Below are 18,243 nucleotides of genomic sequence, written 5' to 3'. Positions count from 1 at the left end.
GGCTCACTCCTTGCGGAAGAACAGGCTGACCTCGCCAAGCCCGAAGCCGAACTTGCTCATGCGGGCGCTGTTGAGCATGGCGTGATCGTCCAGCAGGAACATCCAGTCGTCGAAATGCACGGTCCACTCGCGGCCATCCACCGGCAGCCGCAAGTTGTAGCGCCAGTGCAGGGCGTTGCCGGCGACTTCGCCCTCGGCCTCGCCGACCACATCCGCCGCGGTGCCACGCCATTTGCCGTCGCCTTTCGGCTCCAGCCGCCAGTTGCGTTGTTGTCTTGTGCCGTCGGCGTACAGGAAACGCTCTTCAAGGATCAGGACGTCGCCTTCGCGACGGCCGTCGATGTCCACCGTGAAGCGCTTGATCAGCTGGCCCTTGCGGTCGCGGAACATGCCCCAGGCCCGGGTGTGGCCGCCAAAGAACTGGTACAGGTCGAGGCGCGGCGTGTTGTCGCGGTACGCCTGCACGCTGGGGGTGCCGCAGCCGGTCAGCAAGGCCAGCGTCGCCAGTATCAGACGCGGTAATCGATGGCTCATGGCTGGGCCTCCTTCAACACGAACTGCGAGACGCCGATGCGGCCTTCGTCGAAGCCGGCTTCGCAGTAGCACAGGTAGAGCCGCCACAGCCGGATGAAGGCCTCATCGAACCCCAAGCGGCGCACCGGCTCCAGCGCGCCTTCGAACGCTTGCCGCCAGCGGCGCAGGGTTTCCGCGTAGTCGGGGCCGAAATCCAGCCGGTCATGGGTGGCCAGGCCCGCTTGGCGCGCCTGTGCTTCAAAGACGGTGCAACTGGGCAACATGCCGCCGGGGAAGATGAATTCCTGGATGAAATCGCTGCCGCTGCGGTAACGCTGGAAACGGTTTTCGGCAATGGTGATGCTCTGGATCAGGGCCTTGGCGCCGGGCTTCAGGAGGCTGCGCACTTTGCGGAAGTAGTCCTGCCAGTAGGCTTCGCCCACCGCCTCGAACATTTCGATCGATACGATGGCGTCGTAGCGGCCGTCCAGGTCGCGATAGTCGCGCCACTCGAGGTGGGTCAAGGCATTGCCCGCCAGCCGCCGTCGGGCGAAATCCAGCTGCGCGTTGGAAATGGTCACGCCATGTACCGCGATGCCCTGGCGCGCGGCGTGTTCGGCGAAGCCGCCCCAGCCGCAGCCGATTTCCAGCACCCGCATGCCGGGGCGCAGGCCCAGCACGTCGCAGATGCGCTGGTACTTGGCGGCCTGCGCCAGCGAGAGCGGCTGCTCGTAGTGGCCGTCGAACCAGGCGCTGGAGTAGGTCCAGCTCGGGTCGAGCCAGAGCTGGTAGAAAGGGTTGCCCAGATCGTAGTGGGCGTGGACGTTACGCCGGCTGCCCGCGCGGCTGTTGCGGCGCAGGCGGTGCTTGAGCCAGTACCAGGCCCGCGCCGGCAGGCTGCCGGACGTGGCGGGCCCCAGCGCCGCCTCGTTGCGCACGGCGAGGCGTAGCAGCGCGGTGAGGTTGGGCGAGTCGAGCAGGCCGTCGCGGTAGGCTTCGGCAAAGCCGATGTCGCCCGCCAGCAGCAGCGTGCGGCAGGCCGACCAATCCCGCACGGTCAGCTCCGCTTCCGGCATTTCGCCGGGGTTGCCGAACCACAGCGCCGATCCGTCCGGCGTGATGAGGCGCAGGCAGCCGTGTTCCAGCCGTTTCAACCGGGAAAGAAAGATCCTGGCGATAACGGGCAGTGGTGAACAGGGGGCGCCAAGGGTGCGGGATAGGCTCATGGTTGACACTCCTCTCCGTGAGTCAGGCGGGTGGCGGGGGGCCGGGGTTTGCCGAAGAAAGGCACTTTCTTCCGCCACAGCCGCCATGCCTGCCAGTGAATGCGGCTGATGATGGCGAAGGTCAGCAGCGGTTGCCGCAGCAGGGCGGCCAGGGCGGTCGTCGACGTCAGCGGCGTCATGCGGCCGGAAATGCTGGTGTTCAGCAGAAGGCCTTGCGTGTCGTGGTAGTCGATACGCATCAGCATGCGGTCGGCCTTCTCGGCAAGCCGGAAACGGTAGTGGCCTTCCACCTGGCAGAAGGGTGAAACATGCAGCTGCTTGCGGCAGGTGAGCCTCGTGCCCGCCGTGATCGGCTCCCCCGCCTTGTTGGCCAGCAGGTAGGCGTGATGCTCGCCGAAGGTGTTGTTGACGTCTGCGAGCACGGCCACCAGCTGGCCGGCCGCATCGTGGCAGTACCAGAAACTCACCGGGTTGAAGGCGTAGCCGAACAGCCGGGGAAAGGTCTGCAGCCAGACCTCGCCGTCGTGCGGCAAGCCCGCTTCGGCCAACTGTTGGCGGATCCAGGGCAGAAGGGGCGAGCCGTCGCGCGGGCCGTAATCCTTGGTGCGCACCGACATCGGCCGCCGCCGGTCCACCCCGAACCAGGCGTTGCCAAGACGATCGAGAGCCGACAGGCGCAGGCGCACGGCGAACACCGGGTAGAGGAAGCGATGGCGGGCGGGGCGCAAGCGCTGGTGCATCACCACGCCCTTGATCAGGTAGGCGTCGCTCATTCGGCCAACCTCGCCCAGGCCGGCAGCGCGACGAAATCGCGCGCGACGCGCAATGCCGATTTCAAGCCGTCCTCGTGGAAACCGTAGCCTGTCCAGGCGCCGGCGAACCAGCTGCGCCGGCTCCCCTGCAGCGCCGGGAGGCGGGCCTGCGCCTCGACGGCGGCCTTGTCGAACAAGGGGTGTTCGTAGATGAAGCGGGCGTATTCCAGCGCGCGTTCCGGGTCGCGTACCGGGTTAAGGGTGACGATGACCGGCGATGCGACCGGCAAGGGCTGCAAGGTGTTGAGCAGATAGCTGACGCAGACGGCGCGCTGCTCGGATTGCCCGCTGTCCGCCAGAAAATTCCAGGCCGACCACACCTTGCGCCGTCTCGGCAGCAGGGCGGCATCGCCGTGCAAGACAGCGGTATTGGTCTGGTAGCGGACCGCCTCCAGCACGCGGCGCTCCTCCGCGCTGGCGTCCGCCAGCATCGCCAGCGTCTGTGGCGCGTGGGTGGAGAAAATCACGCTGTCGAAGCGTTCATCGCCGAAACGGCTGCTGAGGGTGACGCCGTGGTTGTCTCGCCGCACCGCCTCGACAGGCGTGCACAGACGCAGATCAGTGATGCGAGCCAGCAGCTTGTGCACGTACTGGCGCGCGCCGCCGGGCACGGTGAACCAGCGCGGGCGCTGGCGGATTTGCAGCAGGCCGTGGTTCATGCAGAAGCGCAGGAAGGTAGCGGCGGGGAAATCAAGTATCTCGTTGCTGGGGCTGGACCAGATAGCGGCGGCCATCGGCACCAGGTAGTGGTCGCGAAAGCGAGCGCCGAAGCCTTCCAGCCGTAACAATTCGCCCAGCGTGAGCCGCTGACGCTCGGCCGTTTCCAAGAGGCGCGGGGCCGCGCCGTTGAACCGCAGGATGTCGTACAACATGCCATGAAAAGCCGGGGACAGCAGTTTGCCGCGCTGGGCGAAAACCGTATCCAGATTGCTGCCGGCCCATTCGTCGCGGCCCTGGTCCAGCGAGACGCTGAAAGACATCTCGGTGCTGCAAGAGGGCACGCCAAGCTCGGCGAACAGGGCGATCAGATTGGGATAGGTGCGCTCGTTGAAGACCAGAAACCCGGTATCCACCGCGACCTCATGCCCGTCGAGCTTGAGGTCGACCGTATTGGTATGGCCGCCAGGGTAGTCCGCCGCCTCGAACAGCGTGACATCATGCTTGGCCGCCAGCAGCCAGGCGCTGGCCAGGCCGGCAATGCCGGCGCCGATGACGGCGACGCGCTGACGTTCGACAGGATCTGCTTTCACCTTCACTCCCGTAGTGGATTCGTCTGCTGCGGAAACTGCTTGGCACGGTGTGGCGTGGTGCTTATAGTCAGGATATAACCGCTTTGGAAAAAAAGCTACTAATTAGTAAAAGGCAGTACTCATGAGTATTTTAAGCAAGCTCAGCTTCAAGGATCAGGCGTTCAAACTGCGCGAACAGGCCGTGCTCGACGCCACCACCAAGCTGTTGGCCAGCAAGGGCTTCGACCTGATGACCATGGACGACGTGGCTGGCGAGGCCGGCATCTCCAAGCCCAGCCTGTACAAGCATTTCAAATCGAAAGAAGACCTCGCCACCGAGGTGATGATCCGCCTGCTCGATGGCGCGCTGGAGTATCTGGACGGTCTGGACGCCGGCATGAGCGGCAAGGAAAGGCTGGGCAGCCTGCTGGAGTGGGCGCTACGCGTCAGGCTGCAAGGCGGGCTGCCGTTTCTGCCGTCCAGCAGCCCGCAGGTGCGGGCGATGCTGACCCGCAACATCCGCTACGTAACGCGCGTCTACCAATTGCACAAGCAATTGCAGGGCATGGTGGACAAGTCAAAGGCGGCGGGCGAGATCCGCGACGATCTACCGACCGACGTCATCCTCTATGCCTACTACTCGCGCACTTGCGACCCCGCCGTTGACTACATGAAAGACTACGGGCATTACAGCGACGACGACATCGTGGCGCACATGCGTACCATGATTTTTACCGGGATTGCCAAAGACTAGGACTGGCAAGCCGGGGGAAGGGCGGCCTTGAGGCCGCCTGATGGCCGCGCCGCGGACTCATCGCGGCAAAACCGCCTCCGCGTCGTGCAGGCTGTTCTCCAGCAGAGGCTTGCACAACAGATAGCCCTGCATCAGCTCTACGCCGATGTCCTGAAGACAAAGGTACTCATCCAGGGTTTCCACGCCTTCGGCGATGAGCTGGATGCCAAGTTGCCGGCAGATGTCGGCGACGCTGCGGACGATGGTCTGACTGGCATTGCGGGAGGCGATATTCCGCACCAACGCCATGTCCAGCTTGATGATATCCGGCTGGAAATCCGCCAGCAGGTTGAGGCCCGCATAGCCGGCACCGAAGTCGTCGATCGCAGTCATGAAACCGATACGCTGGTATTCCCTGAACACGTCGGCCAACCACTTGCCATCTTCGATCTGCTCGCCTTCTACCGTTTCGAACACGATCCTGTCGACCGGAAACCCATATTCTTGGGCCGCCTTCAGCGTGGTGCTGATACATACCTCCGGCCGGTAAATGGCATTGGGAAGGAAGTTGATCGAGACCTTGCTGGCGAGGCCCAGCCGGGCTGCGGTTTTGATTGCCTTTACCCGGCAGGCCTGATCAAACCGGTAGCGGTTGGCTGCCGTGACCTGATCCAGCACAAACTGGGCGCCCTCTCCGCGCGGGCCGCGTACCAGCGCTTCATGGGCGAACACCGTTCGGGCGCGGATATCGATGATGGGCTGAAAGGCAAAGCTGAAATCAAAATCCAGCGCATCGCCATCGCGGCAGATGGTACATGTGGGAGCATCACTCAAATGCCGTGCATGTTGCCCCTTGCTGATCGGATTCATGTGTGATGTCACCCCGAGAAAATGGTTTTGTGTGTCCGCATTACCCTTGCATCATACGTTGCGGCGGAAGCAGGGCAAGCAGGGGAGTCGCACTGTTCAGCCCAGGCTGGTACTGGCGCGCAGCAGCCGATCACGAACATGCAGCCATTCCGGCGTGTCGGGGGGCATCTCGATCAGGATGCTCTCGCTGCCGCTCGATTCCGCCTGATGCAGCACGGCGTAGATCTGGCTGGCGTAGGCGGCCGGATCGGCTGGCAGCAGATAGCTGCGGTGCGTGCTCATCGGCAACTCGCGAAACCCGATGAAGGCGCATTTTCCGCTCGGCACGCCCTGCGACAGATAGGCGCGCTCGTCATGCTCGAAGCGGTGGCACGGCAGCCGCGGCGCGTAGTGGGAGTCCAGCGCGCCCGGCACTCTGGGTGCCGGAGCAGCCGGTCGTTCCACCAGCGGCAGGTAGGCGGCCAGTTGGCTGGCGCCGATACAGCCGGGCCGCAGGATTTTCGCCTCCGGCCCGGACAGGTCCAGAATGGTCGATTCCACGCCGACGCGGCAATCGCCGCCATCCAGCACGGCGTCGATACGGCCCTCCATGTGCTTGAGCACATGCGCGGCGCTGGTAGGGCTGATATGGCCGAAGGGGTTGGCCGAAGGCGCGACGACCGCGCTCCCCAGCTGGTCGAGCACCGCCTGGAACAGCGGGTGCGCCGACCAGCGCACCGCGATAGTGTCCTGACCGCCGGTAATCAGCGGGGAGACGGCTGGGGCCGCGGGCAGCACCAGGGTGAGCGGACCGGGCCAGAAGGCTTCGGCCAGACGGAAAGCGACCGACGGTATCCGGCATGCCCAGCGCGTCAGATGGGCGAGGTCGGGCAGGTGAACGATGAGCGGATGATCGGCCGGCCGGCCTTTCGCGCTGAAGACCTTGGCGATGGCCTGCGGGTCTTCCGCGCAGGCGGCCAGACCGTACACGGTCTCGGTCGGCAGGGCGACCAGGCCGCCCTCTCGGAGCAGGCGGGCGGCGCGGTCGATATGTTCGGGGTGGGTGTTCAGGTAGTCCATGCTTGGGTTCTCAAGGGTTGCGGACAGCGCAGCAGGCCGGCGGCTTCACAGCTCGGCGGCATGCCAGTCGCCCTCGCGCCATTGTTCCAGTTGGTCTTCGGCGATGCGGTACAGGTGCAACCAGCGGTTGGCGACGAGTCTTGCCACGTCCGGCTGGCGCGCCAGGGCCTGTTCGATCAAATCGGCGGGCGCGTCGATGCAGGCCGCCAGGCGCAAGGGCTCATGCCGCCAGCGGCTGCCGTCGTGCACGGACTGCCAGGACAGGCCGATGCGCAAGTCGCCGCTGTTGCCTTCAAACACGCCGATACGGCCGCCCACCACGTTGTGCAGCAGCTTGTTGCCGCTGCCGAAGCGCGTGGGATCGACCACGGAAGCGAAGTACTGCATGTTGATCCAGTGGGCCACCACCAGCGGCCCTGCCAGGATGCCGGTGAGCCGGCTGGCGTCCGCATCCTGCCGCCAGTCGTATTCCTGCAGGAAGGCGCGCCCGCCCAGGTCCAGTTGCGCGGTGCGCGCGCGCGGGGCGGCGATAAAGAACGCATTGTTGGTCAGGCCCCATTCGGGCCGGGTTTCCGCCCAGTGGTGCCCCTTTTGCCGCAGCAGCGCCAGCAGCGCGGCGTCGTCGAGGTGGTCCGGCACGCCATCGATGCCGGCCCGGCGGGCGCGGGCGCGGCGTTCCACTTGGTCGAGCACGGGCCGCAGCGCTTCGGCGCGCTGGCGCAAGGCCGGGTCTGGCGAACTGGCCGGCAGCAGGTGCAGCTCATCGCTATGGGTCAGGTGCAGCACCGGCAGGAACACGGTGTCGGACGGAATCGCCAGCCCGGCGGCGGCGAGGCCCTCACGTACCGCCGGTCGTTGCAGCCAGTCGCTCAGCAACAGCACGTGCAGGTGTCCGCCATGTCCGCCGCAGGCGCCACACTGCAGCGCCGAGGCTTGCGGGTTGTTGCTGCTGTGGCTGGCATGCCCGATCAACAGCACGGTGCGGGGAAAGTCCGCGCCGAGCCCCATGGCCGGCAGCAGCGTGGTCAGCACCGAGACGATGGTCCCGGTGTCCAACTGGCGGCCAGCCGACACCATGGCCTCGTCCTCGCCGTTCAGCCAGGGATCGACTTCGGCCAACGTGGCGCGCGTCTTGCGCGGAAACGCCTTGCGCAGCAGCTTGCCGGCCTTGGTCAGGCCGGCGCTTTCCACCAGCGTGAAGGAGGACAGCGGGGCGCGCTGGAAATGGCTCCACTCTTCGAGCCCCTTCTCCACCGGCGGCGCCAGCGCTTCCCAGCTTGGCGCCAGCAGGCCGGGCAGGCGCGGCTGGGTCCGGGTTTCTCCGGCGAAGCGGATCGCCAGCGGCAGCCCGAAAAAGCCGGCGAAACCGGCGCTGCTGGCCTCGGGTATCACCTGTTCCAGCGCCCGGCGCATCGGTTCGGAACGCACATCGATACAGAACACCGCATGCAGTTCGCGACCGATGCGCACAGGCTGAGCGTCCTGACGCGGCAGGGCGGCCAGCAGTGGCGCATGAGTGGCCAGCTCGGCGGCGCGTTGCCAGATCAGTTCGCGGTTGCCGGCCGGCGTTGTCGGCGCTGTCTCGGACCAGTCGGCTTGCCAGCGGTGCCAGCGGCTGCCGCTCTCGCGCTGGCCGTCATCGAGCAAGCACTCCCAGGCCAATTGCATGGCCAGCAGCTCTTGCAGCAGCGAACAGCGCTTGCCCGCCAGTTCGGCCTGCCACAGCTGGTAGCGGCACCATGCCGCCCAGCCGCTGTTGCGCAGCAACAGGGCATAAAACCAGTCGTCGAGCCAACGGTTGGCGGGCTGTAGCTGTGCCAGCGCGTGTTGAAAGAGCCGGTCATGGTCCTCCGGCAAGCCTGCGATCGCCCCTTGCAGCCGTTGCTTGAGCCTGGCGTCGGGAGTGGGGACCGGCTGGATCGCCATTTCCTCCAGCCACGACTGGTACAGGTTGCGCTGGCGGTCTGGCTGCCAGTCGGCCTGGTCGTGGTCGAACCAGGCCGCGCAACACTGGCTGATCTGTTGCGTGACGACCTGGCGCCACGCCTGCACCCCGGCGTGGCCGGCCGGGTCGGGCCGCAAGTCGCTCAGCAGCAGCGCCGCACTGCCCTGACTCGGCTTGTTTGCCGAGGCGAGCAGCCACTGTTCCGGCGACAGGGTTTCGCCGTACTCCCGCATGGCGGCGGCCAGGTGGCGGGGGCTGATCAGGCCGCTGTCGTATTGCCGGCGGTAATGCGTCTCGTCGAGATGCAGGCCGCTGCCCGCCAGCCGATGCAGATAGTCGTGCGCCTGGGCAAACGGCTTGTCACGCAAGCCCCAGTAGGGGGAGCTGGCCAGCAGGCTGTCCAGCGGCCAGCTTGGCGCGATGCGATTGGCCGCTTCGATTGCCGCCGTCTGCCAGTCAAGGTCGGGTCTTGTCATGAGCGGGGGCCTCCCTGAGCGCCGGAAAGGGCTGGATTGCCCGGTATCGCCAGGCGGGAGCGCACCGTGGCGCGCACCCACCATTCGTCCAGATACAAACCGCCGAATGCCAGCGCGTAGAGCCGTTGGCTGAGGCGGTGGCCGGGATGACGCACCAGCCAGCCTTGCAGCAGGTAGAGCGCGGCAAAGAACAGCGCAACCAGTAGCTGGCAGGACAGCGGCGCCCCGGCATGGTCGGTCTGCAGGCGGGCAAACAGGCTGTGCAGCAGCAGGTAGGCCTGGCACAGCGCCAAGGCCAGCACGTAGCCGCGCAGCCGCTGGCACAGCGGGGCCAGCCCCAGGCCGATCACCACGACCAGCAGCAGCGGCGGTTGCACGGGGTGGGCAAGCGCATATGACCAGGCTTGCAGACTCGCTACCAGTAGCGCGATGCCGGCGATGCCGCTGGCAAGGTGGCGCCATACGCTGTTGGCCTGCGCCGAGGCAGATTGACGGATGGTGGTGCGCACCTGGCTGCCGGAGCTGAGAAAGGCGTGCGCCTTGTAAATGGAGTGCGCCACCAGGTGGAGCAGGGCCAGCGAATACTGCCCGAGGCCGCATTCCATCAACATGAAGCCCATCTGCGCGCAGGTAGACCAGGCCAGGCGCAGTTTGATGCTGATGCGGGTTTGCATAACCCAGCAGGCCAGGCCGGCGGTGACCCCGCCCCACAGCGTCAGTAGCCAGGCCGTGGCGGGCGCCACGCTCCACAGCGGCGCCAGCTTGATCAGCACCATGCCGCCCAGATTGACTACGCCGGCATGCAACAGCGCCGACACCGGGGTGGGGGCCTCCATGACCTGGGTCAGCCAGCCATGGAAAGGCAGTTGAGCGGCTTTCAGCAACACGCAGCACACCACCAGCACGGCGCCCAGCGCTCGTGCAGCTTGTCGTAGCGGCTCGGCCAGCGGCTGCGCCGCATCCGCGAAATGCAGCGAGCCGACCGCCCCGGCGATCAACAGCGCACCCAGCACCAAGCACAGTTCGGCCAGCCGGCTGGCCACCGCCTCGCGCCGGGCGGCAATGCCGGCCTGGGGGCGGGACGGATAGAAAGTGAGCAGGCTGTGCAGCGCCCGGCTGGTCAGCAGCCAGCCGCCCAGCAGGGTTGGCCAGTCGCGGCTGGCCACCACCAGCGTGGAACCGACAAGCAGCCAGCCTATCGCTTTCAGGTAGCGGGCCTGGCCCTGTTCGCCGCTCAGATAGCGGACGGAGAACCGCAGGATCACCCAGGCCAGCAACTGGATCAGAAGCTGGAACAGCAAGGCGGGCTGGACTCCCTTGGCCACCATCAGCAGCGTGGCGGCCAGGGCGCCGGCCGCCGCGCTGGCTTGGGCGAGCCACCAATGACGAGGCAGCGCTGGCGTACCGATGGCCGGCAGCAGCCACAGCAGGGCAATCAGCGCATGTTCGGACAGCAACAACATAAGGACACCATGCCGAAATTGAGACAGCGGCACTATGCCCGGCAAATCATGTTCGGTAAAATACATTAATAAGTACAAATCGATCTATTTTATAGAATGATAAGCCGACTCAACTATCACCACCTCTATTACTTCTGGCGCGTGGCGGCCGAGGGCCACCTCACCAGAACAGCCGAACGCCTGCATATCTCGCAGTCCGCGCTGTCGGCGCAAATACGCCAGCTGGAAGAGCAGCTCGGCACGCCGCTGTTCTTGCGCGAAGGCAAGAAGCTGCTGCTGACGGAAATGGGTTCTTCCGTGTTGCGCTACGCGGAAGCGATTTTTGCGCTGGGCAACGAGTTGCTGTCCGCGACGACCAGCCAGGATGCGGGACAGGGTGGGCAGCTGCGCATCGGCAGCGTTTCCACCCTGTCGCGTAATTTCCTGGAAAACTTTCTGAACCCGGTGTTGAGCAAACAGGCCGTCAAGCTGAACCTGGAGGCGGGCGGGCTGGAAGAGCTGCTCAACCGGCTGAGCGCCTACGAGCTGGACGTGGTGCTGAGCAACCGTCCGGTCATCGCCGACGACAAGCACCCCTGGCGCTGCCGCACCCTGGCGCGGCAGGAGGTCTGCCTGATCGGGCCACCGGGACTCATCGGCGAAGGGTTCGACCTGGGCAAGGTCCTGACCCACCACCAATTGGTCGTGCCGAGCGCGAAAAGCGAAATCCGGGTTCGCTTCGACCTGCTGTGCGAGCAATTGGGCATCGAGCCGTGGATTCGCGCCGAAGTCGATGACATGGCTGCCTTGCGCTTGCTGGCGCGGGACTCGGGTGCGGTGGCACTGATTCCCGCCATCGTGGTCAAGGACGAGTTGAACAAGGGCCTGCTGGAGAAATATGGTTCAGTGCACGGCGTGGAGGAAACGTTCTATGCCATCACGGTCAGGCGTCGGTTTGAAACCCCGCACTTGAAAGACCTGTTTCAGCAGTTCTCGATGCCCGGCTAGATACTGGACGCGGCCGAGTCGACACCTCCCGCGGCGGCAGGCTGTCCGTCATGTTTCACCCCTTGGGATCGTTCCCCCTGGCGTCGAGCAGCAATGCCGCAAGAATGCCGATGGGCAGCAGCAGAGCCCAAAACGACAGATTGACGTAGCCGAAGGCACCGCCGATGGCGCCGACGGCGAAGGCAAGAATGGGCCACAGGAACCTGACGATGCGTTCCCTGACGGCCGGGTCGGGAGTGGGGCAGGTCAGATCCAGCAGATCGATCACCAGCTGGGTGACATTGCCGGTCATCACCGTGGTGGGGGTGAGCTTGCTCAACGCCAGCCGGCTGGCGGCATTTTGCACCCCCATGCCGGCGGCACCGAACATGCCGGCGACGAGCGCCGCCGTGGAGCGGCTGTCGCTAAGCGGCAAGGCGTAGAGGCCTGCCAGCATGAAGCCGGCCAACAGCATCAACTGCATGCCATAGAGCCACGGCAACGGGGATGTGCCCCGTGGCTCTTGCTGGCGCACGATCGCTCGCGTCAACGCGATCCCGGCCACGAAGGCGGGGAAGGCGAGAAACTTGATCAACACGCCATGGCTCGGCCTGGCCAGCTCGCTGCCAATCAGTACGAAGTTGCCGGTGACGTGTGCGGTGAACAGACCGAACAGCGCCACGAAGCCGAGCGTGTCCACATAACCGGCGGTAAAGCCGAGCGCCACGCTGGTCCACGAGATGCGCGGCGCGGCGCCGTTGCTAGCGGTGCTGATGGCCATCGATCGAATACTCCCCCGGGCCGGCCAGCGCGATCGTGCCGAACACGATGACCAGCAGCCAGGCAAACTGGCCGGTGGCCACATCCCAATCCGGATGCACCAAGGCCATGGAAACGAACAGCAGGAACAGGATGGGCAGGGTGGCCAGACGCGTCAGCCAGCCGGCGGCGATCAGCAGCGGGCACGCGATTTCGGCAAACAGTGCCAGCACCAGCGTCACCCCGCGCCCCAGGTGCAGGGGGTCGTCGATGTGCTGCAGTTCGGCACTGAAGTGGATCAGCTTGGGCAAGCCGTGCACGTAGAGCAGCAAGCCGCTGCCCGTCAGGCGCAGGAACAGCAGGCCGGCGTCTGGCCGCGGCAGGCGCGTCAAGTCAACCGGTTTGGCGGGATGGTGTCTGCCGCTGTTCTGGTGGCGGTTCATGCGAAGCTTCCCGCTATCACGTAGCCAGCCGTCATGGCGACCACCAGCAGGGCGCCGATGGGGGAAGGCGGCGCGGGGGAGGGAATATCCAGCCAGCGGCACAGGCCGCCGACCGCGATGCCGAGGACGGAACCGATCAACAGCGCTGTCATGCTTCGTTCCTTTTACCCAAGTCATGCCCGCCGCAGTGTTTCTTTTCTTGCGCGGGGCGTGAGGCAAGGTAGCGGTCGACCAACCAGTACCCGGTGCTCATCATGAAAACCAGCAGGGCACCGGACAGGACCGGCGGCGACGCCGCCGGGATGCCGGTCAGCCGACAGCCGAATCCGATCAGGAACGACAACGCCAGGCCGAGCAGGATTTTCCAATAGTTCATCGCGATGCTCCTTCCTGCCTCAGAAGGCAAAGCAACTGCAACCGAACGCTCCCCAGAATCCGGCGAAGTCGGACACCGGCACGTTTGACTTGCGAGCCCTGTCGTGCGCGTGGCCATGCACGCCGCAAGCGCCGTGGCACTGGTGCGGTAGCGGATTGCGCTGCTGTTTCGGCGCGGCACGGTAATGGCCCGGCACGGTCCTGACCGGAGACCAGTCCGGCAGGACCGGCAACGCGGACGGGGCCAGCGGGGTGAATTCATCGGCGCCGTAGACGATGTTGCCGCCCACGATGGTCAAGACCGATTCGATCGCCTTGATGGCTTCCGGCGTTACCCTGAAGTAATCGGCCGACAGCACGGCCAGGTCGGCCAGCTGCCCGGCCTTGATCCGCCCTTTCTTGCCTTGCTCGTTGGAGAACCAGGCGCTGCCGGCCGTCCACAGTTCGAGCGCGGTTTCGCGCGACAGCCGGTTCTGCTCGTCATACAGCGGCAGCCCGCCCACCGTGCAGCCGGAAACCAGCCAGTAGAGCGCCGTCCACGGGTTGTAGCTGGCCACGCGCGTGGCATCGGTACCGGCGCCGACCGGCACGCCCATGTCGAGCATGCGGGCAACCGGCGGGGTGTGCCTGGCCGCCTCCGCGCCATAGCGCTCGACGAAATATTCGCCCTGGAACGCCATGCGGTGCTGGATGGCGATGCCGCCGCCCAGGGCGCGCACGCGTTCGATATTGCGCGGCGAGATGGTCTCGGCGTGGTCGAACAGCCAGTGCAGCCCGTCAAACGGGATATCGTGATTCACCTTCTCGAACACGTCCAGCATGCGTCCGATGGATTCGTCGTAGGTGGCGTGCAGGCGGAACGGCCAGCGCTTGGCCACCAGGTGGCGCACGACCTTTTCCAGCTCGTCTTCCATCTGCGGCGCGAGGTCCGGGCGCGGTTCGAGGAAGTCCTCGAAATCGGCGGCGGAAAACACCAACATCTCACCGGCGCCGTTGTGGCGGAAGAAGTCGTCACCCTGGCCGGGGCCGACCATGGCGGTCCATTGCTGGAAGTCCTCCAGTTCCTGCCCCTTGCGCTGGGTAAACAGGTTGTAGGCGATGCGGAGGGTCAGTTGCTTGTTCTTCGCCAGCTCGGCGATGACATCGTAGTCTTCCGGGTAGTTCTGGAAGCCGCCGCCGGCATCGATGGCGCTGGTGAGCCCGAGGCGGTTCAGCTCGCGCATGAACTGGCGTGTCGAGTTCACCTGATATTCCAGCGGCAGCTTCGGCCCCTTGGCCAGCGTGGCGTACAGGATCATCGCGTTGGGACGGGCGATCAGCATGCCGGTGGGGTTGCCGGCCGCGTCGCGCTGGATCTCGCCACCGGGCGGGTTGGGGGTGTCCTTGGTGTAGCCCGCGGCGCGCAGGGCGGCGCGGTTGAGCAGGGCGCGGTCGTACAGGTGCAGGACGAAGACCGGCGTGTCGGGTGCCGCCGCGTTGATCTCATCCAGCGTGGGCATACGCCGTTCGGCGAACTGGAATTCGGTCCAGCCCCCTACCACGCGCACCCACTGCGGGTTGGGGGTGCGGTCGGCCTGTTCCTTCAGCATGCGCAAGGCGTCGGCCAGTGACGGTACGCCCTCCCAGCGCAGCTCCAGGTTGTAGTTGAGCCCACCGCGGATCAGGTGCAGGTGGGAGTCGTTCAGGCCCGGTATCACCGTCCGGCCACCCAGGTCCACCATGCGGGTGGTGCCCGAACGGTGCCGCATCACCTCGTCGGCTTCGCCGACTGCGAGGAACGTGTCGCCTTTTATGGCCACAGCCGTGGCCTCGGGGTGTTCCCGATCCACCGTGTGGATCCGGCCGTTGAACAGAATCAGATCTGCGCTCATGGGAGCTTCTCCTGAAGGGGCCGGTCGTCGGGGCCGGCCCAGGTTGGCTTGCCTGCCGCCGCTCAGTGGCCTTCGCCGCCGCCGAACATGGTCTTGGCGTAGATCAGGCCCAGACCGTAGCCGCCGCCATGCGCAATCGAGGTGGCGACGGTTTCGTTGTAGGTTTCCCCGCGCGCCCAGTCACGTTGCAGTTCGAGCAGGTACTGCAACGAGGTCATCGGGCGGGCGCCTTGTTGCACCATGCGCTCCATCGCGCGCTCGTGCGCCTCGTCGGAGACGTCGCCACAGGCATCGGCGATCACGTAGACCTGGAAGCCCTGGTCCAGCGCCGACAAGGCCGGGCCGACGATGCATACCGAGGTCCACAGGCCGGCCAGCACGATCTTGTCCTTGCCAATCGCATTCACCCGCTCGGCGATGCGGCCGTCTTCCCAGGTGTTCATGGTGGTGCGGTCGATCGCCGACTCGTCGGGAAATACCGATTTGATTTCATCGAACAGCGGGCCGGAGAAGCTCTTCTCCGCCACGGTGGTCAGAATGGTCGGCACGCGGAATTCCTTGGCAGCCTTTGCCACCAGGGCAGCGTTGTTGCGCAGGGTGACCGCGTCGATCGACTTGGTCGCAAAGGCCATTTGCGATTGGTGGTCGATCATGATGAGGGTGTGGTTGCTCGGGTCAAGCAGGGTCTGGCCAGGCTGGGCTTTGGCGATGGGCATGATCGTCTCCTGTATAGAGGCTTCTCGATGGGTGGGTGACTGTCGCGCAAGACCGGTGCGCCGGAGGCAGGTCCGGCGGCGGCGTCTTGTGTTGGAAAGGTAGTTTTGCCGCCCCAATGGCACAAGCGAAGATTTCCGATCGGCCTGATCACATTTTTCGAACCCCATGGCAAGCCGACCGGCGGCGCGCTACGCTGTCATCTGGCCTGTGGGAAAAAACGAGCGATGAAACTGAGTCTGGAAGCGCTGGAAGTGCTGGATGCGATCGACCGGCACGGCTCCTTTGCCGCGGCGGGGGAAGCCTTGTTCAAGGTGCCGTCCTCGATCAGCTACATGATCGGCAAGCTGGAAGAAGACCTGGGCGTCACCTTGTTCGACCGTACCGGCCTCAAGGCCAAACTGACGCCCACCGGGCAGGCCGTGCTGGAAGACGGGCGGCGCCTGCTGCGCGGGGCGATCGCGCTGGAGAGGCGCGCCAAGAAAATCGAAGCCGGCTGGGAGAGCGAACTGCGCATCGCCGTGGACGTCATCCTGCCGTTTCGCATCTTGCTGCCGTATATCACGACCTTTTACGGGGAAAACTCACAAACCCGCCTGCTGTTCAGCCACGAGGTGTCGGGCGGGCCTTGGGAGGCACTGCTGGACGGCAGGGCGGATTTCGCCATCGGTGCGCTGGATCACGCGCCCAATCTGCCCGGTTTCTCGAGCTGTGCCATCGGCCAGGTGCAGTCCGCCTTTGCCGTTGCCCCCGGGCATCCGCTCGCCGATGCCGTGGAGCCGCTCGACCGCTCGGTGATCGGGCAGTATCGCCTGGTCGAAATCCAGGATACGTCGCGGCAACGATTATTACGCCCGCTCGATCTGCAAATCGGCCAGGATTTCCTGCTGGTGCCCAATCTCGAGGCGAAGCTGGAAGCCGTACTGGCCGGGCTCGGCTGCGGCTTTTTACCGGGCTGCCTGGTTCAGCACTGCGCCAATCTGGGTAAGCTCAAGGTCAAGGAAGTGAAAGAGCCGCGCCCGCTCAAGCAGTTCTTTGCTGCCTGGAATACCGGCGATGCCGGGCTTGGCGTGCAGTGGTGGATCGAGAAGCTCTCGCAGGGGGACTTCATCAACGATGCCCTGATCGTCAAGACGCTGGCGGCCACGCCTTTGTCCCTGTAAGCGCAGGCCGGCTCCTGCCCGGTTGGCTGCAACGGCGGTGCGCGACCAGTTGGCTATGGTGATCGCGCTGACAGATGGCGATGAACTCGGAGATGGCTGCTGGGGTAGGCCACTTCGGCCAACGGGGGGAGAAGACACCGGGCTCCCCTTGTCGGTGGGAGCCCGATGTTCGTCGCGGTGGTATCGGTTTACTTGGCAAGAGCGGTGTGGATGGCTTTGACGGTATCGGTGCCGATGCGCGCGGCCATCTCGTTCTGAACCGGCTGCATCGCCTTCACCCAGGCGGCTTTCTCGGCCGCGGTGGGCTCGTAGATTTGCGTCTTGCCCGAAGCCTTGATGGCGTTCAGGGCGGCGGTGGTGTCTTTCTCGGCCATCTGGTCGTTGTATTCGGAGGCGTCCTTCATCGCCCCTTCCAGCGTGGTGCGAATGTCCCCGGGCAGGCCGTCCCAGAACTTCTTGTTCACCACCACGGCGTAGCCGCTATAGGAGTGGCGGGTATTGGTCATGTATTTCTGCACCTCGAACTGCTTCTGGGTGTACAGATTGGAAATGTTGCCGTCGGCGCCGTCCACCACGCCGGTCTGCAAGGCCTGGTAGACCTCGGACAACGCCATGGTCTGGGGCAGGGCGCCGACCGACTGCACGATGGCGGTGTTCACCTTGGACGAGTTGATGCGGATCTTCAGGCCCTTGATGTCCTGCGGTGTGCGTACCGGCCTGTTGGCGCTGAACACGCGAAAACCGTTGTCCCAGAACGCCAGCCCTTTGAGCCCGCGGGGTTCGAGTTTTTTCAGCAGGGCCTGTCCTACCGGGCCGCGCGTCACTTTGTGCACCTGGTCTTCGTTCATGAAGAGATAGGGCAGGTCGAAGACCTCGAATTCCTTCAGTCCCATCGGACCGAATTTGCTGGTGGTCGGCGCCAGCATCTGCACCGCGCCCAGTTGCAGCGCTTCCAGCTCTTCCTTGTCCTTGTACAGCTGGCTGTTTGGATAGATGACGACCTTGACCCGGCCCTTGGTGCGTTCTTCGGCCAACTTCTTGAAGTACTCGGCAGCCTGGCCTTTGGGCGTGTCGGGTGCGACGACGTGGCTGAACTTGATGACGATGGGGGCGCTGGCAAAGGCCGGGGCGGTTGCGCTAAAGGCGGCGGCGATGGCCAGCGAGGTGATCAGGCGCTTCATGAATCTGTCTCTCCTTGACGTTGTAGGCTTCCTGGCCGTCGGGCCGACAGCGATCGTGATCGTGTCTGCCGTTCAGGCTCTTTTCATGGCGGCGCGCGGTGGCGGGTGTTCGGCCAACCCTTGATTCGGTGGAGGCTCCGCTTCCGCGCTTCGGTGAGGGCATTGTCGCCAGAGACTTCTCTTTTGTTAAATGCATTATTGTTTTGCATTGATGAGTTTTTCTGTGTTTGGCGAGCAGAGGAAATTACGTACCGGCAGCGGCTGGCGCGGCCCAACCCGAGATGGCTGCGGAGGCGCGTTCCCGGCGCCTTGACCAAAAAAAGAGCCGCCCTGATTGCGGGGCGGCTTAATGGAGTCACACTGTGGAAACGGGACCGATCGTGCTGGCTCGCGGTGCGGGCGGAATCGGGTTTTCTCTGCCTGTACTGGCAGAGGCCATGTCCGA

Annotated in this window: 18 protein-coding genes; 3 read left to right on the top strand and 15 right to left on the bottom strand. The window is 65.0% G+C overall.

Annotation, left to right across the window (positions count from 1 at the left end; all coding sequences use genetic code 11):
* Window positions 1-3: 3 nt before the first annotated feature.
* From FURADRAFT_RS04275 to FURADRAFT_RS04260, 4 genes are read right to left on the bottom strand one after another with little or no spacing between them, the layout of a single operon-like run.
* On the bottom strand, window positions 4-534 hold the full coding sequence (locus FURADRAFT_RS04275) for a DUF3833 domain-containing protein (protein WP_008952887.1): 531 nt from the start codon (window positions 532-534) through the stop codon (window positions 4-6).
* Window positions 531-1,739, bottom strand: a complete 1,209-nt coding sequence (locus tag FURADRAFT_RS04270) for an SAM-dependent methyltransferase (RefSeq protein ID WP_008952886.1) — start codon at window positions 1,737-1,739, stop codon at window positions 531-533. Before FURADRAFT_RS04270 ends, FURADRAFT_RS04275 begins: the two co-directional genes overlap by 4 nt.
* Window positions 1,736-2,512: a DUF1365 domain-containing protein gene (locus FURADRAFT_RS04265; protein ID WP_008952885.1), complete on the bottom strand. Its 777-nt coding sequence runs from the start codon at window positions 2,510-2,512 to the stop codon at window positions 1,736-1,738. Before FURADRAFT_RS04265 ends, FURADRAFT_RS04270 begins: the two co-directional genes overlap by 4 nt.
* Window positions 2,509-3,801: an NAD(P)/FAD-dependent oxidoreductase gene (locus FURADRAFT_RS04260; RefSeq protein ID WP_008952884.1), complete on the bottom strand. Its 1,293-nt coding sequence runs from the start codon at window positions 3,799-3,801 to the stop codon at window positions 2,509-2,511. The genes FURADRAFT_RS04265 and FURADRAFT_RS04260 overlap by 4 nt, the downstream gene beginning before the upstream one ends.
* 121 nt (window positions 3,802-3,922) lie before the next feature.
* Between FURADRAFT_RS04260 and FURADRAFT_RS04255 the strand changes: the two genes are divergently transcribed.
* Window positions 3,923-4,534: a TetR/AcrR family transcriptional regulator gene (locus FURADRAFT_RS04255; RefSeq protein ID WP_008952883.1), complete on the top strand. Its 612-nt coding sequence runs from the start codon at window positions 3,923-3,925 to the stop codon at window positions 4,532-4,534.
* Window positions 4,535-4,591: 57 nt separating this feature from the next.
* Here FURADRAFT_RS04255 and FURADRAFT_RS04250 read toward each other — a convergent pair whose 3' ends face one another.
* The 4 genes from FURADRAFT_RS04250 to FURADRAFT_RS04235 form a co-directional block, all read right to left on the bottom strand.
* The gene (locus tag FURADRAFT_RS04250; RefSeq protein ID WP_008952882.1) at window positions 4,592-5,383 is read right to left on the bottom strand and encodes an EAL domain-containing protein; all 792 of its coding nucleotides are present in this window, start codon (window positions 5,381-5,383) and stop codon (window positions 4,592-4,594) included.
* 96 nt (window positions 5,384-5,479) lie between these two features.
* Window positions 5,480-6,442: an L-threonylcarbamoyladenylate synthase gene (locus tag FURADRAFT_RS04245; RefSeq protein WP_008952881.1), complete on the bottom strand. Its 963-nt coding sequence runs from the start codon at window positions 6,440-6,442 to the stop codon at window positions 5,480-5,482.
* Between the two features lie 45 nt (window positions 6,443-6,487).
* Window positions 6,488-8,863 carry a YbcC family protein gene (locus FURADRAFT_RS04240; RefSeq protein WP_008952880.1) on the bottom strand — a complete coding sequence of 792 codons (2,376 nt, stop codon included), beginning with the start codon at window positions 8,861-8,863 and terminating at the stop codon, window positions 6,488-6,490.
* On the bottom strand, window positions 8,860-10,326 hold the full coding sequence (locus tag FURADRAFT_RS04235) for an NADH-quinone oxidoreductase subunit L (protein ID WP_008952879.1): 1,467 nt from the start codon (window positions 10,324-10,326) through the stop codon (window positions 8,860-8,862). The genes FURADRAFT_RS04240 and FURADRAFT_RS04235 overlap by 4 nt, the downstream gene beginning before the upstream one ends.
* Window positions 10,327-10,422: 96 nt before the next feature.
* On the opposite strand from FURADRAFT_RS04235, the gene FURADRAFT_RS04230 reads away from it, so the two are divergent.
* A complete protein-coding gene (locus tag FURADRAFT_RS04230; protein WP_008952878.1) occupies window positions 10,423-11,313 on the top strand; it encodes a LysR family transcriptional regulator in 891 nt (296 codons plus the stop codon).
* Between the two features lie 55 nt (window positions 11,314-11,368).
* Here the strand turns inward: FURADRAFT_RS04230 and FURADRAFT_RS04225 are convergent, their stop codons facing one another.
* The 6 genes from FURADRAFT_RS04225 to FURADRAFT_RS04200 all read right to left on the bottom strand — a co-directional run bounded on the left by FURADRAFT_RS04225 (window position 11,369) and on the right by FURADRAFT_RS04200 (window position 15,456).
* Entirely contained in the window at window positions 11,369-12,073 is a 705-nt protein-coding gene (locus FURADRAFT_RS04225; RefSeq protein ID WP_008952877.1) for a YoaK family protein, read from the bottom strand.
* Complete coding sequence (locus tag FURADRAFT_RS04220) at window positions 12,054-12,494, bottom strand: DoxX family protein (protein ID WP_008952876.1); 441 nt, start codon at window positions 12,492-12,494, stop codon at window positions 12,054-12,056. Before FURADRAFT_RS04220 ends, FURADRAFT_RS04225 begins: the two co-directional genes overlap by 20 nt.
* Window positions 12,491-12,646 (bottom strand): XapX domain-containing protein, encoded by a 156-nt coding sequence (locus FURADRAFT_RS04215; RefSeq protein ID WP_008952875.1) that lies wholly within the window; start codon window positions 12,644-12,646, stop codon window positions 12,491-12,493. Before FURADRAFT_RS04215 ends, FURADRAFT_RS04220 begins: the two co-directional genes overlap by 4 nt.
* A complete protein-coding gene (locus FURADRAFT_RS04210) occupies window positions 12,643-12,870 on the bottom strand; it encodes a XapX domain-containing protein (protein ID WP_008952874.1) in 228 nt (75 codons plus the stop codon). Before FURADRAFT_RS04210 ends, FURADRAFT_RS04215 begins: the two co-directional genes overlap by 4 nt.
* Before the next feature lie 19 nt (window positions 12,871-12,889).
* Window positions 12,890-14,740 (bottom strand): amidohydrolase, encoded by a 1,851-nt coding sequence (locus tag FURADRAFT_RS04205; protein WP_008952873.1) that lies wholly within the window; start codon window positions 14,738-14,740, stop codon window positions 12,890-12,892.
* 62 nt (window positions 14,741-14,802) lie between these two features.
* Window positions 14,803-15,456, bottom strand: a complete 654-nt coding sequence (locus FURADRAFT_RS04200; RefSeq protein ID WP_008952872.1) for a hydrolase — start codon at window positions 15,454-15,456, stop codon at window positions 14,803-14,805.
* Between the two features lie 225 nt (window positions 15,457-15,681).
* Here FURADRAFT_RS04200 and FURADRAFT_RS04195 point away from each other — a divergent pair, with 225 nt between their 5' ends.
* Window positions 15,682-16,617 carry a LysR family transcriptional regulator gene (locus FURADRAFT_RS04195; RefSeq protein ID WP_008952871.1) on the top strand — a complete coding sequence of 312 codons (936 nt, stop codon included), beginning with the start codon at window positions 15,682-15,684 and terminating at the stop codon, window positions 16,615-16,617.
* A gap of 188 nt (window positions 16,618-16,805) precedes the next feature.
* Here FURADRAFT_RS04195 and FURADRAFT_RS04190 read toward each other — a convergent pair whose 3' ends face one another.
* The gene (locus FURADRAFT_RS04190; protein WP_008952870.1) at window positions 16,806-17,798 is read right to left on the bottom strand and encodes a TRAP transporter substrate-binding protein; all 993 of its coding nucleotides are present in this window, start codon (window positions 17,796-17,798) and stop codon (window positions 16,806-16,808) included.
* Window positions 17,799-18,243 lie beyond the last annotated feature (445 nt).

Origin of the sequence: Pseudogulbenkiania ferrooxidans 2002 (assembly GCF_000174355.1) — a bacterium.
GTDB classification, from domain to species: domain Bacteria; phylum Pseudomonadota; class Gammaproteobacteria; order Burkholderiales; family Chromobacteriaceae; genus Pseudogulbenkiania; species Pseudogulbenkiania ferrooxidans.
This window is presented reverse-complemented; position numbering and strand designations above follow the sequence as displayed.